We start from the raw sequence: 21,636 nt of genomic DNA on the forward strand, positions 1-21,636 counted from the left end.
AAGGGGGCTCGTCAGCGAAAAACTCCCAGGCCGCATCAACAGTCATTCCGAGCACGTCGGCGATGGATTTATTGCGGTACTTGATCTTAAGCGTGTCAGCATTGTACCGAGCGCCGTGGCAGGTCGGACATGGAGCGTAGACGCTCGGCAGGAAAAGCAACTCGACCATCACGAAGCCTTCGCCTTCGCAATGCGGACAGCGGCCCTTTGCAACGTTAAAGGAAAAGCGCCCTGCGTCATAGCGGCGGGCGCGTGCCTGCTTGGTCGCGGCAAAGAGCTTGCGGACATGATCAAAAAGGCCGGTATAGGTCGCTAGGTTCGAACGCGGAGTGCGCCCGATCGCCCTCTGATCGACCCGCACCAAGCGCTTAATTCCTTCCATCCCGCTGACGATTCGACCCTCGCTGGCGATTGTCGCAGCTCGCTCAAGCTCCTCGCCCTCTTCTTCCGGCGCAGGGGCATCGTGACCCAGATGTTCTGCTACCAGTTCAACCAGAGCTTGGCTGACCAGGCTCGACTTGCCCGAGCCGGATACGCCCGTCACGGTCGTGAAGGTGCCTAAGGGAAATGCGACGTCGAGCCCGTGCAGATTGTTGCGTGTAACTCCCGCGAGGCGCAGCCAACCTTTCGGTTGACGTGTATCCCGATGCGGGAGAAGGCTTTCGCCGAACAGGAAGCGCCGGGTCTGCGAAGCCTCGACCTGCATTAGGCCGGATGGCGGACCACTATAGATCACGAAGCCGCCGTTCTCTCCCGCACCTGGGCCAACATCGACAATCCAATCAGCATGACGGATGACATCGAGATTGTGCTCGACCACGAACTGCGAATTCCCCGAAGCCTTCAGTTGCCCAAGCGCATTCAGCAGCGCCTCCGTATCTGCCGGATGGAGCCCAGCGGATGGCTCATCCAGCACATAAACCACGCCAAAGAGATTGGAGCGTACCTGTGTGGCCAGCCGCAGCCGTTGGAGCTCGCCAGGCGAAAGCGTCGGGGTGCTGCGGTCGACAGAAAGATAGCCAAGCCCGAGATCGAGCATGACGCTGAGCCGAGCGACAAGATCCTGCGCAATGCGCTGCGCGACCACCGCCTTTTCGGGATGCTCCGCCTCGATCTTCGCTAGCGGTGGGGCCTTTCCATCTGCATAGGGGCGAAAAATGTCAGCGAGACGGGCGAGAGGCAGACTGGAGATGTCGGCGATGTCCAGTCCTGCAAACGTGACAGACAATGACTCGGGCCTAAGGCGCTTGCCATTGCAGAGAGGGCACTCCGTGCTCACCATGTATTGCGCCACCCGCCGTTTCATCAGTGGACTTTGCGTGTTGGCAAACGTGTGCAGGACATGGCGCTTGGCGCTTGTGAATGTACCCTGATAAGCTGGCTCTTCCTTGCGCTTGAGCGCGCGCCGAACCTCCGCTTGCGTGTATCCCGGATAGACGGGAACAGTTGGCTGCTCGTCAGTGAAGAGAAGCCAGTTGCGGTCTTTCTTGGGCAGGTCTCGCCAAGGCCGATCCACGTCGAAGCCGAGCGTGGTCGCGATGTCGCGCAAGTTTTGGCCATGCCAAGCGGTTGGCCAGGCGGCAATTGCCCGCTCGCGTATGGTTAGCGTGTCATCTGGGACCATCGATCGCTCGGTGACCTCGTAGACCCGGCCAAGGCCATGACATCGAGGACAGGCCCCTTCAGGTGTATTGGGCGAGAACGCCTCGGCATACAGAATCTCCTGGCCGCGCGGATAGTCACCGGCCCGGGAGTAAAGCATGCGCAGCAGATTGGATAAGGTCGTGACGCTGCCCACCGAGGAGCGCGTGGTCGGCGAACCGCGCTGCTGCTGAAGCGCGACGGCTGGCGGCAGACCCTCGATGTCGTCCACATCGGGAACCGGCATTTGATGGAACAGTCGCCTGGCATAGGGCGATACAGACTCGAGATATCGCCGTTGCGCCTCGGCATAAAGGGTTCCAAAGGCCAGCGACGACTTTCCGGAGCCGGACACGCCCGTGAAAACCACAATGGCATCTCGCGGGATCTCAAGATCGACGTTCTTGAGATTGTGCTCACGGGCCCCGCGAACACGGACGAAACCCGTCCTTTCCTGCACAGCCGTCAGTGAAGTGGAGTCGGAATCTTTGTCCATCGAACGGCCCGGTGAAATGTCGGATGCGCGAACATCTAGAGTAAAGCAGCAGCCCTGCCAGAGGAGTATTTTCCAGCTCTGCGGCAAAATACTCGCGATGCATGGTATGAGAGATAAATCGATCACCTGGGCAGATCTTCCGCGAGCACGAAAGCCGTCTACTCGCCGTCACGCCAGAGGCGCTGAAATTTACGGCCGTGCTATCCTCATCCCACAGCCCGCGGACTCAGAAGGGGCTGGGTGCCTTTGCCTTCCTTAGCACCCAATGCGCGCTAGTTTACTTTATATAGATCCGCCCAGGGATCCCCTCTGCATGCCGGGGTTAAGCCCGAGCTTCGGCAAAGCGCGGAAGGCTGACCACAGCGCCATCGTGACGCCGTGGTCCCCCTCACCCGCTATCCGCGAGTCGGTTTCATGATTGCGTCGTTCCAGACGTCAGGTCGTGAAAAACTGCTGTGTGCCGTGAGCTTCAATGGCACCTGCAAGTCGCGAGAGCGCATGTACGTAGGCCGCGCTGCGAAGGGAGATTCCCTTCTCCTGAGCAAGAGCCCATATGGCGTCCCCTTCCCGCTCCATCATCGACTTCAGCCGCGCATGCACGTCCTCTACGGGCCAATAGTAACCTTGCCGGTTCTGGACCCATTCGAAGTAAGAGACGGTAACGCCGCCTGCGTTCGCCAGAATGTCCGGCAGAACGACGATATTCCTGGAGGCGAGAATCTCATCGGCTTCGGGTGTGACCGGGCCGTTGGCGAGTTCTAGAACTACGCTTGCCTTCACGCCTGCGGCATTGTCCTTATGGATCATGTCCTCCAGGGCAGCCGGAACGAGCAGATCGCAATCGACCGAGATGAGATCGTCGGCCGACAGAGTGGAGATGCCGTCAGACCCGGCGAGGCTTGTGACACTTCCCTGCTTCTTGGCCGCGAGGAGCTTTTCGATATCGAGGCCTGTTGGAGAATGGATTGCTCCCTTCGAGTCCGAGACCGCCACGATCTTGTACCCATCGGATGCCAGAAGCCGCGCGATGTGCTGACCGGCGTTGCCGAAGCCCTGGATTACCACCCGTGCCCCCGCTTCCAAGCCCAGTTCCTTGGCCAAACGCTGAACGAGGTAAAAGCCGCCACGAGCCGTTGCATCTTCCCGCCCGAGCGAACCTCCGAGGGCAATGGGCTTGCCGGTGATCACCGCTGGTGTGGCTTCACCTACGATCGAGGCATATTCGTCGGCCATCCAGCCCATGATCATCGAGTTTGTATAGACATCAGGCGCCGGGATATCGCGATCGGGGCCGATGATCTTGGAGAAAGCCTGCACGTAGGCGCGCGAGAGACGCTCCATCTCGGCCTTCGACAGGGTATGGGGATCGACTTGTACTGCCCCCTTGCCGCCGCCATAGGGGAGGTTCATCACCGCGCACTTGAAGGTCATCCAAAACGCGAGCGTCTCCACCTCTTCTATGGTCGAATCCGGATGGAAGCGGATGCCGCCCTTGGTCGGACCGCGAGTGTCGTCGTAGCGGCAGCGCCAAGCCATGAAGGATTTGCGCGAACCGTCGTCCATGCGGATCATCAAGCGGACCTTCGTGGTCTCGCGCGGGTACTTCAACTTTTCGAGGACGTCCGCGTCAAGGTTAAGGTGCCGGGCTGCTTCGTCGAGACGCGTCAGAGCCTGGTCCAGCATGGAGACTGCATGCAATTGATCTCACTCCTGTGTGGTAATGCGATGTTCGTAAGTTGTTGGGCTGAGCCTTAATGGCGACTTCCGTTGCGGAGCGCAACATCTCCGGCAAATCTGCGTCAATCAAGAGCATAGTTGCTTCAGCCGGTTCTTAAGCCGGGCGATACTCCATTCGCGCAAGCACCAATGTCACCTGAAAGATTGCCTTCGCTGGCGATGCAGCTATCTTGATGATGTTATGTTTATGCCCGCGGAACACCTTCGCTTCTTTGCGCATGCAGGTTGCCTCAAAGCAGGCAATTAAGCCCCAGGCGGCTTGACCCGCTGTGGTCGCCGACACTCAGGGGCATCCTCTCACAGTAACTTTGAGCCGCGATACGCGCCGTTCAGGCGTTTACTGATATGTCATATCAATTCGTTATCTGGCATAGCAGTTATGCGTCCAACAGATAACAGTCTTGAGGAGACCTTCATGAGCACTCAGCGTGAACTCCCCCAAATCACCCTCTCGGAGTACGATTACAATCGCCTGCTGTTTACCGCGATGATCTGCCAAAAAGAGACCCCCAACGCGTCCGGCTTCCTGCTCGATGAGTTGCGTCGCGCAAGAGTTTGCCATCCAGCGGCATTACCCGATGATGTTGTGTCGACGAACTGCCGCGTCATCTTTCGCCTTGACGACGAGCCGAAATCCCGTGCGCACCTGCTTGTTCATCCTGAAGACCTGATCTGGCCCGGCGCGGAGATTTCCGTGACGACGCCACTGGGAACAGCGCTCTTAGGCCTTCGTGTAGGCGACCGCATGTCGTTCGTGGAGGATGACGGCACAGCCCATGAAGTATTCGTGGAGGGCATCGGTCTCCGGTTCCTGGACGATGGCACGACGGTCACGCGCACAATCGGCAGTATCACTTGGACTTGAGGCGAGCATAGATCCGAAGATCGAACTGAAGACTCTGCCAGCCCTCACGCTCCCAACAGGCGATGACGCCGGTCTCTCGCATAGCGAGGGTGAGCAGCCATCAGGATCGGCCCGCTATGCGATACGCTCGCGGCTGGGAAATCGCGATGACGCCACCACAATCTCTTTTGCAGGGACGTGATCCGCGCCGCGCTTTCGCCGACACCCGGACGCGATCGTATCAAGCCGTCACACGCGGACGCGTGAACACCTGCCAATAGGCAAGAGCAAAACCTACAAAAGCTCCAGCCCATGCCCCGCCTGCCAGATGCAGCAGCGTGTCACTCCAAGCCGGATGGATCGCAGCACAGACCCGGGCCAGCGCCGCCGTGACGAGCAATAGATAAATCCCCTGCGTTACCATCGTCGCCTCCAGGGTCCTCCCTGTGTGACCGAGGCTCGCCCGCGACATCACTGCGAGGGTCATGATGCCCATGGCACCGCCCGTCCAGGCATGAATCCCAGCGCTTGCAGGCAGGAAACCTGAGGCGGCCAGCCCGACCAGGACAAAGCCGAGCGGAACGAACGCATAGGCCACATGCAGGATCAGGACGAGGCGGTCCCGCCAAGTACGCTCGCCCGCCCACCGCGCAAGACGCAATGCCTGGAGCACACCTGCAGCGATCAGGGCCGCGCCGGTCACGCTCCAGTCAGGTGCGGCCACCCACATCGCAAGGGCCACGCCAGCGGCGATCATGGAGGCGACGTCGAAGCGGCCGAACGAGGCTGGCAGACGGCCGGGATTCTCACGCACGAGCCAGTTGCGGGTAAAGCTGGGAATGATGCGCCCCCCGACCAGCATGATCAGCATCATGGTGGCCGCGATGCCGAGGCGGACGCCGTAATCTGCGGCTCCAAGCACATGGGCCTCGACGTGGAATACGATATTGCCGACGGAGAGGACGCCAAGCGCGATCAGGACCTTGAGGTTACGCCAGTTCTTCCCTCTGATGATCTCCCGACCCATGGCGGCCGCGACGAGAACCAGGAACGCATTGTCGATGAGAGCAGCCGCTTCCCAGCCGATCAATGCCGAGGCAGTGACGGCGATTCGACCTATCGCCCAGGCCAGGACGAGGACCAACAGCGGCCATCCCTGGAGCGGCATGCGACCCGTCCAATTCGGGACCGCTGTTAGGAGGAACCCCGTGATAACTGCCGGAAGATAACCGTAGAGCATTTCATGGATATGCCAGTCGCGCGGGGCGAAGACGGTCAACAGCTCGAGTTCGCCGTAGAAAGCTGGCAGCCACGCCAGGATCGCAAGACCGGCATAGAGCGATCCGAACAGAAAGAATGGCCGAAAGCCGTATGAGAGAAGTGCGGGTCCCTTGTAGTCCCGCAGGCGGGGAATGGGAGCCATCGCCGAGTTCCTTCGCTTCTAGGTCTTGCAAATCGCAGTTTGAATCTCTCGCGCGGACATCGACGCCGCCGCGGCTGAGATGCGGCGGCGTGAGCGTCAGACGCGATGTTACTTGGCTGCGGTCTGTGTGGCCGCGAGCTTGTCAAACAGGTTGGCAAACGCCTGCTTGGCCTTGCCCGGGTGCTTGGCCTCCTTGGCCTGATCCACGTTGCTGGCGTCCCCCACCACGATCATGCCCACCATGCCCATGCCGTAATGCGGCTTGCACTTGTAGCCGTACACGCCGGGCTTGTCGAAGGTGATGGCCAGCTCCTCGTTGATCTTGCCCACGAACTTCTCGCCGCCCTCGGGCAGCATGCCATCGATGATCTCGACGTTGTGGCCCTTGTCCGAGGCCAGGAACTTCACCGTATCGCCAGGATTGATCTTCACCAGTGCCGGCTCGAACACCATCACGCCCTCGGCGCCTTTGTTGAGCATCTTCACCTCGACCTCGGCCGCCTGCGCGATCCCGGCGAAGCCAAGGGCGGCCACGAGGGCGCCCAGTACGATGACCTTCCGCATGATTGTCTCCTGTTACGATGCGAAACCGGTGAGCCTCTGTGCGAAGCTCTTGACAGAGTGATACGCCTCGTTCCCGCAACCGTGTTTGATCTTGCGCAAGGAGTTCGAGCCATTCGCAGTGTGAAAGGGAGGAGAGAGGGTTTTGTTTGCGCTGGAACAAACATGAGGGACACCGACATCTTGCCAGGCTTTCGGCCCTTGGCCCAAGGACACGTGGCAGCCGCTTTGGAAAAGCGGGCCCAGGCGTCTGAACGGAATGAGACCGATGGCCGTTGTTGCCCTTGAGCCTAGCAAGATCCGAAAGGACGTGGTCCACTCCCGCGTCCACAACCTGTTTTTGTGAAAGGCAAAGAATGGCCAGTGTCGATCGGTCCCTCGTGGCGGACCTTCCGATGTTTGCGGGGCTCGCACCGGAGCAGGTGGATAAGATGCTGCAGGAAGCGCAGTCGGTTCGCTATCCGAAGGGAACGGCGGTGTTCCAGCAGGACGAGCAGGCGCATTCCTTCTTCGTTCTGCTGCACGGTCACCTGCGGGTGTTCAAGCTCACGCCGGACGGGCAGCAGGTGGTGGTCCGCTTCGTCGCGCCCGGCGAGGTGTTCGGCGTGGCCATGGCCATCGGCCGCACGACCTACCCGGCCACCGCCCTGGCGGTGGTGGACAGCATTGCCCTGGTCTGGCCCTCCGCGGCATGGCCCCGCCTCATCGCAGCCCATCCGGCTCTGGCGGTCAACACGCTCCAGACCGTGGGCAGCCGGCTCCAGGACGCGCATACGCGCGTGGTCGAGATGTCCACGGAGCAGGTCGAGCGGCGCATCGCTCATGTGCTTCTGCGCCTGGCCCAGCAATCCGGCCGCAAGGTCGAGGCGGGCATCGAGATCGACTTTCCGATCACGCGCCAGGACGTGGCCGAGATGACCGGCGCCACGCTGCACACGGTGAGCCGCGTTCTGAGCGCCTGGGAGAGCCAGGGCCTGGTTGCCGGCGGACGCCAGCGCATCATGATCCGCGACCCGCATAAACTCTTCATCCTCGCCGAGGGCTTACCCGATCGACGGACCGGTATGGCAGATCCCACGCATTCAGCCTAAGTCCTGGGAACCTTCGAAGGCGGCAGCCCTGAGGTCAGCCAGGAAAGTCTCGTGATCAACCCTGTGCTCATGGCAAGCTTCATCGACCGTATGGAAGCAGGCGATAGGGCAGCCGACGCAGCGCATTCCATGGTTCAGAAACACGCGGATCGTCGCGGGCCAGTGCCGCATGACATCGTCGACAGACTGAGTGAATTCGATAGTCATCTGAACCTCCAGCGGTGAACTTGACATCAAGTTTAGGCCAGCTCCCCTGCCCGCTCTTTGTCCCTGCACAAGGTTGCCCCAACGCCCAAAGATTTCGCAGCTGTGTTTGCGCGAGGGCAAAGAGAGGCTTGGACCGATGGGCGAAGGTCAGGTCAATCGATGGGAGGAAGCCATGCCCCAACATTTGGCTAGGAACCAGACGCTCGATCCCGACATCCTCGAATGCTTTGTTGAGGTGATGGATCCGGAGATTGGCCTCAGCATAGTCGACCTTGGCCTTATCTATCGGGCTGAGAGGGGCGACGACGGAATCGCAGTCGCGCTCACGCTGACGACTAAAGCATGCCCACTGGGCGAGATGATTGTGGAGGATGCGCGTGAGCGCCTGTCACGCCGTTTCCAAGATGCGCCGAAAGTAATCGTCAGCTTGGTGTGGAGCCCTCCCTGGAATCCTGACCGCATCACGGACCGGGGGCTCGAGCTCCTGGGCCATCGGCCTCGGGAGACAGCCTGATGAATATGCCGAACGCAGGCTGTTCCGCCGCTATTCCGGAAAACCCTATGCCCTTGCGCTCGTGGACAGGCATAAGATCCGCACTTCTCGCCCTTGGCATTGTCGCTCTTCTGGCCGGTCTGTGGGGCGCGCTGGGACGTTTGGGCTGGCCGCTGCCGCATGGGGCCGCCCTCGCGGCTCTACACGGGCCGTTGATGATCTCAGGGCTGTTTGGGACGCTGATCGGACTTGAGCGCGCCGTGGCGCTGGATCGTGGATGGAGCTATGTGGGTCCGGCTTTCTCGGGCTTTGGCACGCTAGCCCTGCTGGCTGGGGCGCCTTTATCCGTAGGTGCAGGCGCCTATGCCGCTGCGGCGGCGGTGCTTGCGGGCGGGTCGCTGTTGATCACCATACAACAACCGGCCTTGTTCAACGGCGCGCTTCTGTTCGGTGCCCTCGCTTGGCTCGCCGGAAATATCCTTTGGCTGACGGGTCAAGCCGTGCCTGATCTGGTGGGTTGGTGGCTCGCTTTCCTGGTCCTGACTATTGCGGGCGAGCGTCTGGAGCTCAGCCGCCTCATGCCGCGGCGACGCGGCAGCGAAGCCCTCTTCCTGTTTGCTGTCGGACTGCTCGTCGCTGGCGCCCAGAATGGCCTCATGAGTGAGAATGGCGCAATTCTGTTCGGCTTAGCGCTCCTAGTCAGCACCTTGTGGCTGATGCGGCACGACATTGCTCTCGTGAACGTCCGCAGAACGGGCCAGACACGTTTCATGGCAGCCTGCATGCTGGCAGGATATGCGTGGCTGGGTGCCGCAGGTCTTTCTCTGATCTGGTTCCCTCCAGGCGAAAGCGGTCTCGGGTATGACGTCGCACTGCATGCGATCCTGATCGGATTCGTGCTCTCGATGGTGTTCGGGCATGCGCTCATCATCCTGCCCGCAGTCGCGCGCGTTCGCCTGCGCTATGGACCGGTGCTCTACGCGCCGCTCATCCTGCTGCATGCTTCGATGATCCTGCGGGCCAGCGCCGGGATCGCGGGGTGGGAAGCCGGACGTATGGCAAGCGGCATCCTTACGCTCATTGCCTTGGTCAGCTTTGCTGCCAGCCTAGCCATAGCGTCGCGGAACGGTCGTGAAACCTCTCAACTGCCTCAGCCTCGCCAATCGGTGCCGTGAAGCAGACGATGGCGCTTGGCTGCAACTCCAGCCTAGGCGTGGACTGGCCCCTATTCCCTACGGGTCATACTGAGAAGCCGTCCCGGAAGGGATGAAACATGACCTCGTCGCCCTCGGCAATGGGAGCATGAAGAGGCTCGATGCGCACAAGCCCGTCCGCTGCTGCGAGAGGCTTGAGGCGAGCTGATCCGCCACGACCGAGGATTTCGACAGCCAGATTGCCGTTACCGTGAACGATGCGCGCGGGAGCAAATTCCGTTCGTCCTGCACGTCGATTGAAAGCATGGATCATCGGAAGGCGCATGCCAGGGAGAGGTCGTGATCTCCGCCCGTCCAAGGCTGCCAATACCGCACTTCCGAGAAGCAGCCAGGATACAAGGGCAGCCACCGGATTACCTGGGAGGCCGAGATACGTTGCTCGCCCGATTACCCCGACCACGGCAGGCTTTCCGGGCTTGAGCGCAATCTTGAGGGTTTCACCCCGCCCGTTTGCTCTGGCGAGCGAGACCATGGAATGGTCCTCATCACCAACCGATGCACCACCCGTTGTAACGACTAGGTCGCAATGGCGGGCAAGCTCCGAAAGAGCTTCAGCAATCAGTTGCGGATCGTCGCGGATGACTCCCCCATCCAGAACGTCGGCTCCTGCCTGGTGTGCAAGCGCAAGAAGCATCGGACGATTGGAATCGAAGAACGATACTTCAGTAAGCTGCTCCCCCTGCAGGCGAAGTTCATTGCCTGTAGAGAGAATGCCGATCCGTACCTTCCGTCGAACGCTTATTCTCTCCAAACCTTGCGCTGCGAGGAGCGCGATGTGACGCGCATCGATGCGCTCGCCCGGCTGAAAAAGTCCCTCTCCGGGCTCAACGTCTTCTCCGCGCCGACGGATGTTGTCGCCGGATCGAACCATCCGGGTCAAAACAATCCTGCCACCGACATTGGCGACATTTTCCTGCATCACCACGGCATCGGCTCCATGGGGAAGCCTTGCCCCGGTAAGAATGCGCGAGGCGCTTCCTTTCGGCAGGGGCTGCCCTCTGTCGCCGGCAGCAATGCGTCCAGCGATGGTCAGAGCCGTACCAGACGGCAATCCGCCCCCTGCCTCCAAGGCATAGCCATCCATAGCCGATTGGTCGAAGGGAGGGAGCGGCATGACCGATCTTATCGGCAGCGCCAAGGTCCGACCCAGGGCATCGCCCAGGCTAACTTCCTCATGTTCCTTGATGACAGAGGCATATGCCGCTGCCTGGAAGCAAGCCTGCTCGATCGAGATCAGACCATCAGGAGCGTCGCAGGGATGGACCTTGACGGGTTGCGTCACCATCCCGCTCAAGGTCTGACTGCCTCATACATTTTCTGCGCGCCTTCCTGCTGCCGTTGCAGTTCAGGAAGGATCTGCTCAGCGAAGGACTTGATCTCCTGGCGCGGGCTCTGGCTCGCGGCCTGATAAATCTTCAGCTCCTGCTCGATGGCCTGCACCTGGATTTCCGCGTAGCGCCGGCTTAGCGCAAGGTAGTCGAGCGGCTCGAGGTTCTCGATGATAACCTGGTGCTCGAACTCCTTCACCGAAGGAAGCGGCATACTGCGGTCCTTGGCAAAGGCCTCGATGCGTTGAAGAAGCCCTGCCCGGAAGTCGGACGCCGCGGTCGCATAGGCCTTGACCTCGGGCCTCGTCTCGCGACTGGCAGCCAGCTTGGCTGCCTGACCTTGCAATGACGCGGAGCTATAGGCCAGCCGCAGGAACTCCTCCGGCTCGATAGGGCGCGACTGGACAGGGGCACTGGTCGTCCCCTGCCCCAAGACGGCCGGGATCTTGCCTGGCAGAGCCACCGCAAGAATCGAGGCCGCGATGAGCGATGTGAAGGCTTTCATGAACCTACTGCCATCCTGGGACGCCTGACATGTCGGGCAGGCGGTGCGCGATGCCCTTGTGACAATCGATGCAGGTCCTCTGTCCCGTAAACAGGAACTGCTCGTGCGCCGATGCTGCGCGCGGATTCTGCTTTGCAAGGTCCATGGATTCCGAGCTGTGGCAGTTGCGGCATTCCAGCGAGTCATTCGCCTTCATTCGTTCCCATTCCCGCTCAGCAAGATGCTTGCGCAAGGCGAGGAATTTCTCCCGCGTGTCGATGGAGCCGAAGATATGCCCCCAAACCTCCTTCGAAGCCTGCATCTTGCGGGCGATCTTGTTGGTCCATTCATGGGGAACATGGCAATCGGGGCATGTCGCGCGCACGCCGGAGCGGTTCGTGAAGTGCACGGTCCCCTTCAACTCCTCGAAGACGTTAGCCTCCATCTCGTGACAGCTGGTGCAGAATTTCTCGGTATTCGTGATCTCCAGAGCGGTGTTGAAGCCGCCCCAGAAGATAACGCCAGCCACGAAGCCGCCGAGGGTGAGAAAGGCGAGGCTGAGATAAGTCGGTGGGCTGAGGGCCGTTTGGACCCAGCGGTTGCCCCGAAACCAGCCCCATGCGCGAGAGATGCCAGCCGCCATTAGTGCCGCCCCCGTTCGGGCTGACGCTCGGGCTCGGCAAGTTCATCCATGTCGGTGAACACGTTCTCGACGAGAGGCCTCGCGGTCGTCTGCGGCACATGGCATGCAACGCATACGTAGCGCCGTGGCGCCAGTCCACCGAGGGTGTTCCCGTCCCGATCCTGATAGTGGGTCACGCTGATCATCGGGGCTTGGCTCTGGTCCGTGAACTTGCGTGCATGGCACGACATGCACTTGTTCGCGTTCAGGTCCATCGCATAGCCTTCGATGGAATGCGGGATGACAGGAGGCTGATCCGGATAATTGCGGCGCACCCGCACGTCGTCCGTGACCTGACGCTGCATCGGCGGAGCTGGTGTCTCCTTGGTAAAGGGCTCCGGTCCACGAAGGCGCGGTGCATCCTGCGCGAATATGGCTCCGGCAGCCAGACAAGGCCCAATACTGATCAAAGCCGCGAACACGCTTCGCTTCATTGCACATCTCCAGCATCAGCGGTGGCCGCTGAAACAACTTTGACCGCGCATTTCTTGAAGTCGGTCTGCTTCGAGATCGGGTCGGTTGCGTCGAGCGTGACCTTGTTGATGAGCTGGCTGGCGTCGAAGAACGGTACGAAGACCAGCCCCGGCGGCACGCGGTTGCGCCCGCGTGTCTCGACACGGCTGCGAATCTCGCCACGACGCGAGACAATCCTGACTTCCTGCCCCCGGCGTAGGTTGCGCTTGGCGGCATCGTCCGGATGCATGAACAGAACGGCTCCCGGGAAGGCTTTATAGAGCTCGGGCACGCGTAGAGTCATCGACCCGGAATGCCAGTGCTCCAGCACGCGGCCGGTCACGAGCCAGAGATCGTATTCCGCATCGGGAGATTCGGCTGGCGGCTCGTAGGGAGCCCCCATGATATTGGCCTTCTTGTCGGGGTTGCCATAGAACTGGAAGCCAGTCCCCTTTTCCACGTAGGGATCGAGGCCCTCGCGATAACGCCAGCGGGTCTCCTGACCATTGACGACCGGCCACCGCAAGCCTCTCACCTGGTGATAAGTATCGAACGGCGCGAGATCGTGCCCATGTCCGCGGCCGAAGGCGGCATATTCTTCGAAGAGGCCTTTCTGGACATAGAAGCCGAAAGCCTTTGACTCACGGTTCTCATAGGCTGGGTCGATTTCGGACACAGGGAACTTGTTCACCTCGCCGTTGGCGAAGAGAACGTCATAAAGGGTCTTGCCCTTGTAGTCTGGATTGGCATCGAGGATCGCGGCCGGCCAGACCTCGTCGGTGGTGAACCGCTTCGAGAATTCCATGAGCTGCCAGAGATCGGAACGGGCATCCCCCGGCGCGTTGACGAGCTGATGCCAGAAATGGGTGCGCCGCTCCGCGTTGCCGTAGGCGCCCTCCTTCTCGACCCACATCGCCGCTGGCAGCACAAGGTCCGCCGCCATCGCTGTCACCGTCGGATACGCATCCGAGACCACGACGAAGTTCGCCGGGTTCCGGTAGCCGGGATAGGTCTCGTTGTTGGTGTTCGGCGCCGTCTGGAGGTTGTTGTTGCACATGATCCAGTAGGCATTGAGCTTGCCGTCCTTCAACATGCGGTCCTGCTGCACCGCGTGGTAGCCCACTTTCTCGGGAAGCAGGCCATGCGGCAGCTTCCAGATCTCCTCCGCGTGCTTGCGATGCTCAGGATTGTTGACCTGCATGTCCGCGGGCAGACGGTGACTGAAAGTGCCGACCTCACGCGCCGTGCCGCATGCCGAGGGCTGGCCTGTCAGCGAGAAAGGAGAGTTGCCAGGCTCCGAGATCTTTCCGGTGAGCAGGTGCAGGTTATAAACCATGTGGTTGGCCCAGACGCCACGGACGTGCTGGTTGAATCCCATGGTCCAGAGGGACATCACCTTGGTCTTCGGATCGGCATAGATCTTGGCAAGAGCCTCCAATCTTTCCTTCGGAATGCCAGAGAGCTCAGAAGCTTTCTCGACCGTGTACTCGCTCATCAGCTTCGCATAATCCTCGAAGCTCGACGCCTTCGAGACCTGAGCGTCGTTGGCATGCTGTGCCCGCTGCTCCAGCACGTGGTCCGACCGCAGGCCGTAACCAATATCCGTATTCGCCAAGCGGAAGTTGCAGTGCTTGTCGACAAACTCTTTGTTCACCGCACCAGTTTGGATGATGTAATTCGCGATATAGTTCATGATCGCGAGATCCGAGTTCGGCTTGAAGATCAAGCTCATATCGGACAGGTCAGTGGTGCGGTGCTCGTACGTCGACAGCGTCGCGATCCTCACATGCGGATGGCTGAGGCGGCGGTCCGTGATCCGGGTCCACAGAATCGGATGCATCTCGGCCATGTTCGAGCCCCAGAGCACGAAAGCATCGGCGTTCTCGAAGTCGTCGTAGCAGCCCATCGGCTCATCCATGCCGAAGGTACGAATGAAGGTGACAGCAGCTGAGGCCATGCAATGGCGGGCATTGGGATCTAGGTTGTTCGTGCGGAATCCAGCGCGCATGAGCTTGGACGCTGCATATCCCTCCCAGATCGTCCATTGGCCCGAGCCGAACATGCCCACGGCCTCAGGCCCTTTCTCCTTCAGCACGCGCTTGAACTGCTTGGCCATCTCGTCGAAGGCCTGTTCCCAGGAAACCGGCTGCAACTCGCCATCCTTAGCGAACTGGCCGTTCTTCATGCGCATCAGCGGCTGTGTGAGCCGGTCGCTGCCGTACATGATCTTGGACAGGAAATAGCCCTTCACGCAGTTGAGACCCCGGTTGACCTCCGCCTGCATGTCGCCATGGGTGGCTACAACCTTACCGTCTTTCACCCCGACCATGACGCCACAGCCCGTTCCGCAGAAACGGCAGGGTGCTTTCGACCATTGAAGGTGCAGATCCTCGCCGGTCAGGACATTCTGGGCACTGGCCGGCAGCGTGACGTTCGCGGCTGCGGCGGCAGCCATGGCGGCCTGTGTCTTGAGAAGGGTGCGGCGCGTGATGTCCATGGGTCTACTCCCGCTCTGGAACAGGCTCGAAATGGTGGAAGACGAGGGTTGCGGAGAGGACGCCGTCGAGGAGCTGGATGGCATTGATGCGCTCGACGACCTGGCTCTCCGTATCTGTTTCAAGAGTGACGATCAGCTTGCCCGTGTCCTGCCCACCATGGACCTCGGCACCGTTGATCGCACCGATCCCGATCATGATCTCTGGAACGCGCTCCGGGCGCGTGTGAACCACCAGGCTGGAGATATGACACTCAGCGCTCATGACGCCTCCTCGACAGCCGACACACGAATGGCACCGGCAGGACAGGCTTGGGAGCAGTCACCGCATCCCGTACAGGTCTCCGTCACAATCCTGGGACGAGCCCCGCCGATAGCAAGCTCAAAACGCACGGCACCGGTCGGGCATGCGTCACGGCAACTCATGCAGGCAATTCCCTGAAAGGCGAAACAGGATTGTCCGATCAAGGCGACGGGAGATCCGGCAGGCTCGGAGGGCTCGGCCGTAAATCTGCCAAGCAGAAAGTTGCGCCGTTTGAGGTCCGGGGTCTCAACCATCGCGAGGCTCCCGTCAGACCGGACCGGGCGGTCCGGTGAACAGGTAGTACATCCAGACGATAAAGCCCCACCCCGCAACGACACCGACAGCGATGAATGGCCATATCATGACAGCAAGGATGAAGAACGTGATCCATTCACGCTTTCTGCTGCCCGATTCCAGTGGTTCTGATTTCATTGGCGTAGGCTTATGTATTACGTTTTCAGACTGAAACCTGGAATTCCGAGAAACTGCTCAGCTAGCTGAAAAGTTCCCGTGCCAGACTGCAAATTTTCCTTGATGCTGGTCCAGTTGGCCTTTGGTCGACATCAAGGAGGAACCCTATAACTTCCATTATGCCTTACTAGACGCATGAAATCAGCATCTTAATTCGAGCCGAACTTCAGATAGGACATCAATCCATCCAAGCATCGCCATGCTTCACATCACTCCGCACTGCGTTGCAGTTCTGGAAGGTCGTTCCTCAACCAAGCGAGACGCGCAATCGCGCTTCCAGCCATGGCCTGCACCTGATGCAATGCATCCTCATCCTGCAAGGTATCGCCCGCCTCGAGATATCGTTCAGTGAGCAGCTCGGCCAGCGCCACCGGGTCATCCGGCACTGTCTGTGCAGAGATCGCTCCGCCGAGGGCCAAGACAGAGCCGTCTAGATCTGCAGCGTTCCGTCGTGCCTCTTCAGCCATTTGCTCGATGTGGGCGCGCCTGGGCGATGGTGCTTCTACGGCGACGGATTCAAGAAGTTCGGCAAGACGGCGCTCAAGGTCCGCTTGTCCTATTACACTCTCCTGTTTCTGCAGATTGGCATCTTCTTTCCGCCGCTCGGCATGAAAGGCCTGCCTGCGCTCTCGCCGGAGGGTTGCAACATGCCCGAGTTCTTCGTGGGCCATGGTTTCCGCTGCCTGGCGAATTTCGGGGGTCTCCGCATGGGCGGCGACATAAGTCCAGAATGCGAACGCACGCTCCTCGTTGCGCACCGCCATGGAGAGCGCACGGTAGGCACTCAGAAGACGGGGATGGGCCAAGGCCACACCCTCATCATCGAAAGTCTCGGGAGCCTCCCAACGAATACGCGCAAAATCGGGAGGCTGGCCTTTGGTCTTTTCCGACCAATGCACGATGCTGTCGAGGTGGCCCTGCTCCTCGGCAGACAGGCGCTCGAACACCTCGGCCAATGCGGGATCGCCCTCCTGACGCATTCGCGCGGCGATCTCGGCATATCGGGTCGCCGCCTCCTTCTCCATGGCCGCCGCAATCGCGAACAGCTCCTCCAGAGACTTCACGGAACCGGCCGGTTCCTCTTTCAGCAGCGCCATCGTCCTCTCCAGTCGGCCCAGGACTGTCGGGCCCTTTCAGGGTTGACATGCCATCTTTCATGCGATCAGTTTGACACAGATCAATGCCTGCCGAACACCGATTAGCATGATGGTTTTGGGCATAGCGAGATCAATTTCAACAGCCCCGGAAAGATCGCGAACACCAGCCGGAACCAATTTCGGCTGAAAGCCGTTAGCGTTTTTCTGTTCAGATGCATAAACGCTATCCTGGACGGTCCCCTGTTGGCAAAATCGCACGCCCCCGGTCCTGCCCGACGTCTTGCAAATACTAAACTTCCGCTCCTTCGGATCATAGCTCTGCTTGGGGTTATGATGCTCCTCTGGACGGTGCCCGGTATGGCGGCAGGCCGTGTGCAGGAGTTTCTTCCAAAGGCGCAGCCGACCGATTTCTTTCCAGGGGCAGATCGTTTCGGCACACCGCAAGGCGACCCGCCACTCGTTCCCGTTCACCAAGGCGACCGCCTTCTCGGCTACGTCTATCTAAACTCTGATATCACGAGCGCCATCGGCTATTCCGGCAAGCCTATAAATCTGCTTGTGGGCATCGACACCAACGGCGTCATCACCGGGATCAAACTTGTCGACCACAAGGAGCCGATCGTGCTGATCGGCATCCCGGAGCGACGTATCATCGACGCGATGAACACGTTGATCGGGCGCGACATGAAGCCCGTCGCGAGCGGTGCAGAACGCCCGCCCCAGGTCGATATCGTCAGCGGCGCGACCGTGACCGTGCTCGTGATGGGCGACAGCGTCGTGCGCTCCGCCGTTCGTCTCATCCGCAGCGGCCGACTTGGTACCGCCCAGGGGGCACCAGCCGCTGCCGCGGCTCCCCCGGCCGTAAGGACTGTCGATCTGACAAAAAGCGAGGTCCGCGACTGGCAAACCCTGCTCGGAGATGGGTCGGTGCGCCGCCTGTCGCTTACTGTCGGCGAGGTCAATGAAACCTACCTTCAGGCGGGCAACCAAGAAGCAGCCAACAACTCCGAAACAGGCGACCCGAACGACACCTTCATCGACATGTACGTTGCGCCCGTGAGCATCCCTACCATCGGGCGAAGCCTCCTTGGGGATGCTGGCTACGAGCAACTCAAGGCGCGGCTCAAGCCTGGCCAGCAGGCGATCGTCGTTGCCGGTGATGGCGTCTATTCGTTCAAGGGATCGGGATATGTCCGCGGCGGCATCTTCGACCGGGTCGAACTGCTACAGGGTGGCCAGGGCATCCGATTCCGCGACCGCAACCATACACGTCTCGGCGACCTCGCAGCGGAGGGAGCGCCGCCCCTGCGCGAGATTGCCCTGTTCGTGGTGCCTGAGGACTTCACCCTCGACCTGACAGAACCGTGGCAAATCCAGTTGCTCGTGCAGCGCAACGTCGGCGCCAGAGACCGGGCCTTCCTGACGTATAATCTCGAATACACGTTGCCGGACCAGTATCTTCGGATCGAGCAGCCTCCCGCCCTGGCATCGACGCCCGCCCCAGCCCCTTCGCAGCAGGCTCAGGCTGGCGCTCAATCCAATGCGCCTGTCCAACCAGCGCCACCTGCCGAGCCGTCATTGAACGACGCGGACGCACTCGCGGCAGGAGACATCGAGGAGCCGCTCTGGCTCAAGATCTGGAAGACGAATACCGTCTCCATCGGCATCGCCGCCATCGCCCTTCTTGTCCTCACCGCGATCTTCTTTTTCCAAGATGCCTTGGTGAAGCGCCCGAAGATCTATGTCTGGGTCCGGCGCGCGTACCTGACTTTCACCCTCGTCTGGCTCGGCTGGTATGCCAACGCTCAGCTCTCGGTCGTGAACGTTCTCACCTTCACGAACTCCCTTATCACGGATTTCAACTGGGAGTTCTTCCTGGCGGCGCCCCTGATCTTCATCCTCTGGGCGGCAGTCGCAGCGGGGCTGTTGTTTTGGGGCCGAGGCCCATTCTGCGGCTGGCTCTGCCCCTTCGGCGCGTTGCAGGAGCTCACCAACAACATTGCCCAATGGCTCAAAGTGCCGCAGATCACTGTGCCCTGGGGGCTGCATGAACGCCTGTGGCCGATCAAGTACATCATCTTCCTCGGATTGTTCGGCCTTTCTCTCTACAATGTAGCGTTGGCCGAGGTCTTCGCCGAGGTCGAGCCGTTCAAGACGGCCATCATCCTGAAGTTCGTCCGTGACTGGCCGTTTGTCATCTATGCCCTGACGCTACTTGCGGCAGGTCTGTTCATCGAACGCTTCTTCTGCCGCTATCTTTGCCCGCTCGGCGCGGCACTCGCCATTCCAGGGCGCATTCGCACCTTCGAGTGGCTCAAGCGCTGGCCGGAATGCGGCTCGCCCTGCCAGCGCTGCGCCAAGGAATGCCCAGTGCAGTCGATCCATCCCGAGGGTCAGATCAACGTCAACGAATGCATCTACTGCATGCATTGCCAGGAACTGTACCACGACGACCACCGCTGCCCGCATATGATCCAGGTGCGGCTCAAACGCGAGAAGCGCGAGGCACTTTCTTCTCCGTCCATGCGCCAGAACAAAGACGGCGGTTCTGGACCCGCTAAACCAATCATCACCCATAAGGGCAAGGTTGTCGGAACGCCCTCGGACGAACCGACCACAGCCGATGCCCCGACCACCGCCTCATGAGCAAGAAGGAGACTCACATGGCCAGCGAAGAACAGAAGCACGGTCTCAACCGCCGACAACTCCTCGGGACGACTGCCGTTGCCGCAGCGGCCGGCGCGGCCGGTGTCGCTGGCGGAATTTCCCTGAAGGATGCTGGCGTGATCACCTCCGCCGAGGCCCAGACCGCCCCGGGAGCGCCGGCGGCGCGGCCTGCTGTCGCCAATAAGTACGAGGTCAAGCCTGGTGAGCTCGACGAGTATTATGTATTCTTCTCCAGTGGCCAGACAGGCGAAGTCCGCATCGTCGGCCTGCCTTCCATGCGCGAATTGATGCGTGTTCCGGTGTTTAACCGCGACAGCGCCACCGGATGGGGCCAGACCAACGAAAGCCGCAAGATCCTCACGGAAGGTCTAACGCCAGAGAGCGTCGAGTACCTGAAGGACAAGGGTGGCGTCTATACCGCCGGCGACCTGCACCACCCTCACCTATCCTTCACGGACGGCACCTATGATGGGCGCTATCTGTTCGTGAACGACAAGCTGAACACCCGCGTCGCCCGCATCCGCCTCGACGTGATGAAATGCGATAAGATCATCCAGTTGCCTAACCAGCATACGGTCCACGGGTTGCGTGTGCAGAAGTATCCGCGCACCGGCTACGTGTTCTGCAATGGCGAAGATCGCGTACCGATCCCGAACGACGGCAAGATCCTCGACGATCCGAAGCAGTATTCCTCGATCTTCACTGCCGTCGACGGCGACACGATGAAGGTTGCCTGGCAGATCAGGGTCGACGGCAACCTCGACAACGTCGATGCCGATTACCAGGGCAAGTATGCCTGGGCTACCTGCTATAATTCCGAGGAAGGCGTCACTCTTGCCGAGATGATGTCCAAGGAGCAGGATTGGGTCGTCATCTTCAACCTCAAGGCCATTGAGGATGCCGTGAAGAACGGTGAAGCCCAGACCGTTGGCGGGGTGCCGCTCCTCGACGGACGGGCGGGCTCTAAGTTTACCCGCTACATTCCGGTGGCAAACAGCCCGCACGGCATCAACACCGCGCCGGACGGCATCCACTTCGTTGCCAACGGCAAGCTTTCGCCGACTGTCACGGTTTTCGACGCTCGCAAGCTCGACGACCTGTTCGCCGACAAGATCAAGCCACGCGACGTGGTCGTGGCCGAACCCGAGCTCGGCCTCGGCCCGCTGCACACCGCCTATGACGGCAAGGGCAACGCCTATACGACTCTGTTCCTCGACAGCCAGGTGGTGAAGTGGAACATTGATCTCGCTCGGCGTGCCTTCGCAGGGGAGAAGGTGAACCCGGTCATCCAGAAGCTCGACGTGCATTACCAACCGGGCCACAACCATACCTCCATGGGCCAGACCAAGGAGGCCGATGGCAAGTGGCTGATTTCGTTGAACAAGTTCTCTAAGGACCGCTACCTCAATGTCGGTCCGCTCAAGCCGGAGAACGACCAGCTCATCGACATCTCGGGCGACCGGATGGTGCTCGTGCACGATAACCCGACCTTCGCCGAACCGCACGACGCCACCATTGTGCACCGCTCCAAGATCAACCCGCTTCATGTGTGGAAGCGTGACGACCCGTTCTTTGCGGACGCTGTGCAGCAGGCCAAAGCCGATGGCATCACCTTGGAAACGGACTCGGAGGTGATCCGCGATGGAAACAAGGTGCGGGTCTACATGACCTCGGCAGCGCCGGCTTTTGGCCTGGAGTCTTTCCAGGTGAAGCAGGGTGATGAGGTCACGGTTTACGTCACGAATGTTGATGAGGTCGAGGACCTCACCCACGGCTTCGCCATGGTCAATTACGGCATCAACATGGAGGTGGCACCGCAAGCCACGGCCTCGGTCACGTTCAAAGCGGACCGGCCCGGTGTGTACTGGTACTTCTGCTCCTGGTTCTGCCATGCCATGCACATGGAGATGAAGGGGCGCATGTTCGTCGAGCCGCAGGCGTCCTGACGA

The 21,636-nt window shown here is 60.5% G+C and carries 21 protein-coding genes; 6 read left to right on the forward strand and 15 right to left on the reverse strand.

What is annotated here, in order from left to right; translation table 11 throughout:
• From BLP10_RS14635 to BLP10_RS22885, 3 genes are all read right to left on the reverse strand, one after another.
• Positions 1-2,137 (reverse strand): excinuclease ABC subunit UvrA (locus BLP10_RS14635; protein WP_091135929.1); only part of this gene is annotated, 2,137 nt, incomplete at its 3' end.
• A 435-nt stretch (positions 2,138-2,572) separates the two neighbouring features.
• The gene (locus tag BLP10_RS14640) at positions 2,573-3,820 is read right to left on the reverse strand and encodes a Glu/Leu/Phe/Val family dehydrogenase (RefSeq protein WP_091135934.1); all 1,248 of its coding nucleotides are present in this window, start codon (positions 3,818-3,820) and stop codon (positions 2,573-2,575) included.
• Positions 3,821-3,968: 148 nt separating this feature from the next.
• On the reverse strand, positions 3,969-4,157 hold the full coding sequence (locus BLP10_RS22885) for a hypothetical protein (RefSeq protein WP_139165505.1): 189 nt from the start codon (positions 4,155-4,157) through the stop codon (positions 3,969-3,971).
• Positions 4,158-4,289: 132 nt separating this feature from the next.
• Here BLP10_RS22885 and BLP10_RS14645 point away from each other — a divergent pair, with 132 nt between their 5' ends.
• Positions 4,290-4,739: a GreA/GreB family elongation factor gene (locus BLP10_RS14645; protein WP_091135937.1), complete on the forward strand. Its 450-nt coding sequence runs from the start codon at positions 4,290-4,292 to the stop codon at positions 4,737-4,739.
• A gap of 220 nt (positions 4,740-4,959) precedes the next feature.
• On the opposite strand, the gene BLP10_RS14650 is transcribed toward BLP10_RS14645, so the two are convergent.
• Positions 4,960-6,141: an NnrS family protein gene (locus BLP10_RS14650; RefSeq protein ID WP_091135940.1), complete on the reverse strand. Its 1,182-nt coding sequence runs from the start codon at positions 6,139-6,141 to the stop codon at positions 4,960-4,962.
• Positions 6,142-6,249: 108 nt separating this feature from the next.
• Positions 6,250-6,705, reverse strand: coding sequence for a pseudoazurin (locus BLP10_RS14655; RefSeq protein WP_091135944.1), 456 nt, complete (start codon positions 6,703-6,705; stop codon positions 6,250-6,252).
• A 353-nt stretch (positions 6,706-7,058) separates the two neighbouring features.
• Here BLP10_RS14655 and BLP10_RS14660 point away from each other — a divergent pair, with 353 nt between their 5' ends.
• Positions 7,059-7,793: a Crp/Fnr family transcriptional regulator gene (locus tag BLP10_RS14660; protein WP_091135948.1), complete on the forward strand. Its 735-nt coding sequence runs from the start codon at positions 7,059-7,061 to the stop codon at positions 7,791-7,793.
• Here BLP10_RS14660 and BLP10_RS14665 read toward each other — a convergent pair.
• On the reverse strand, positions 7,785-8,027 hold the full coding sequence (locus BLP10_RS14665) for a DUF1858 domain-containing protein (protein ID WP_342026179.1): 243 nt from the start codon (positions 8,025-8,027) through the stop codon (positions 7,785-7,787). The genes BLP10_RS14660 and BLP10_RS14665 overlap by 9 nt on opposite strands.
• A 145-nt stretch (positions 8,028-8,172) precedes the next feature.
• Here BLP10_RS14665 and BLP10_RS14670 point away from each other — a divergent pair, with 145 nt between their 5' ends.
• Both BLP10_RS14670 and BLP10_RS14675 read left to right on the forward strand, forming a co-directional pair.
• Positions 8,173-8,514: a metal-sulfur cluster assembly factor gene (locus BLP10_RS14670; protein WP_244510548.1), complete on the forward strand. Its 342-nt coding sequence runs from the start codon at positions 8,173-8,175 to the stop codon at positions 8,512-8,514.
• Positions 8,514-9,668 (forward strand): hypothetical protein, encoded by a 1,155-nt coding sequence (locus BLP10_RS14675; protein WP_175493921.1) that lies wholly within the window; start codon positions 8,514-8,516, stop codon positions 9,666-9,668. Before BLP10_RS14670 ends, BLP10_RS14675 begins: the two co-directional genes overlap by 1 nt.
• A 64-nt stretch (positions 9,669-9,732) precedes the next feature.
• Here BLP10_RS14675 and BLP10_RS14680 read toward each other — a convergent pair whose 3' ends face one another.
• From BLP10_RS14680 to BLP10_RS14720, 9 genes are all read right to left on the reverse strand, one after another.
• Entirely contained in the window at positions 9,733-10,992 is a 1,260-nt protein-coding gene (locus BLP10_RS14680) for a molybdopterin molybdotransferase MoeA (protein ID WP_091135955.1), read from the reverse strand.
• Positions 10,993-10,997: 5 nt separating this feature from the next.
• Positions 10,998-11,540 carry a DUF4142 domain-containing protein gene (locus BLP10_RS14685; protein ID WP_091135959.1) on the reverse strand — a complete coding sequence of 181 codons (543 nt, stop codon included), beginning with the start codon at positions 11,538-11,540 and terminating at the stop codon, positions 10,998-11,000.
• Between the two features lie 4 nt (positions 11,541-11,544).
• The gene (locus tag BLP10_RS14690) at positions 11,545-12,162 is read right to left on the reverse strand and encodes a NapC/NirT family cytochrome c (protein ID WP_091135962.1); all 618 of its coding nucleotides are present in this window, start codon (positions 12,160-12,162) and stop codon (positions 11,545-11,547) included.
• Positions 12,162-12,635 carry a nitrate reductase cytochrome c-type subunit gene (locus BLP10_RS14695; RefSeq protein WP_091135966.1) on the reverse strand — a complete coding sequence of 158 codons (474 nt, stop codon included), beginning with the start codon at positions 12,633-12,635 and terminating at the stop codon, positions 12,162-12,164. The genes BLP10_RS14690 and BLP10_RS14695 overlap by 1 nt, the downstream gene beginning before the upstream one ends.
• Positions 12,632-15,151: a periplasmic nitrate reductase subunit alpha gene (gene napA / locus BLP10_RS14700; RefSeq protein WP_175493922.1), complete on the reverse strand. Its 2,520-nt coding sequence runs from the start codon at positions 15,149-15,151 to the stop codon at positions 12,632-12,634. The genes BLP10_RS14695 and napA overlap by 4 nt, the downstream gene beginning before the upstream one ends.
• A gap of 4 nt (positions 15,152-15,155) precedes the next feature.
• Positions 15,156-15,413 carry a chaperone NapD gene (locus BLP10_RS14705; RefSeq protein WP_091135970.1) on the reverse strand — a complete coding sequence of 86 codons (258 nt, stop codon included), beginning with the start codon at positions 15,411-15,413 and terminating at the stop codon, positions 15,156-15,158.
• Positions 15,410-15,706: a 4Fe-4S binding protein gene (locus tag BLP10_RS23955; RefSeq protein ID WP_091135974.1), complete on the reverse strand. Its 297-nt coding sequence runs from the start codon at positions 15,704-15,706 to the stop codon at positions 15,410-15,412. The genes BLP10_RS14705 and BLP10_RS23955 overlap by 4 nt, the downstream gene beginning before the upstream one ends.
• A 13-nt stretch (positions 15,707-15,719) precedes the next feature.
• Positions 15,720-15,884, reverse strand: a complete 165-nt coding sequence (locus tag BLP10_RS14715) for a periplasmic nitrate reductase, NapE protein (protein WP_091135977.1) — start codon at positions 15,882-15,884, stop codon at positions 15,720-15,722.
• 248 nt (positions 15,885-16,132) lie between these two features.
• Entirely contained in the window at positions 16,133-17,020 is an 888-nt protein-coding gene (locus tag BLP10_RS14720) for a ferritin-like domain-containing protein (RefSeq protein WP_091135979.1), read from the reverse strand.
• A gap of 330 nt (positions 17,021-17,350) precedes the next feature.
• On the opposite strand from BLP10_RS14720, the gene BLP10_RS14730 reads away from it, so the two are divergent.
• Positions 17,351-19,666, forward strand: a complete 2,316-nt coding sequence (locus BLP10_RS14730; RefSeq protein WP_091135985.1) for a NosR/NirI family protein — start codon at positions 17,351-17,353, stop codon at positions 19,664-19,666.
• 17 nt (positions 19,667-19,683) lie between these two features.
• Positions 19,684-21,633, forward strand: coding sequence for a TAT-dependent nitrous-oxide reductase (gene nosZ, locus BLP10_RS14735; protein WP_091136416.1), 1,950 nt, complete (start codon positions 19,684-19,686; stop codon positions 21,631-21,633).
• Positions 21,634-21,636 lie beyond the last annotated feature (3 nt).

The sequence above is a fragment of the Microvirga guangxiensis genome, from assembly GCF_900102135.1.
GTDB classification, from domain to species: Bacteria; Pseudomonadota; Alphaproteobacteria; order Rhizobiales; family Beijerinckiaceae; genus Microvirga; species Microvirga guangxiensis.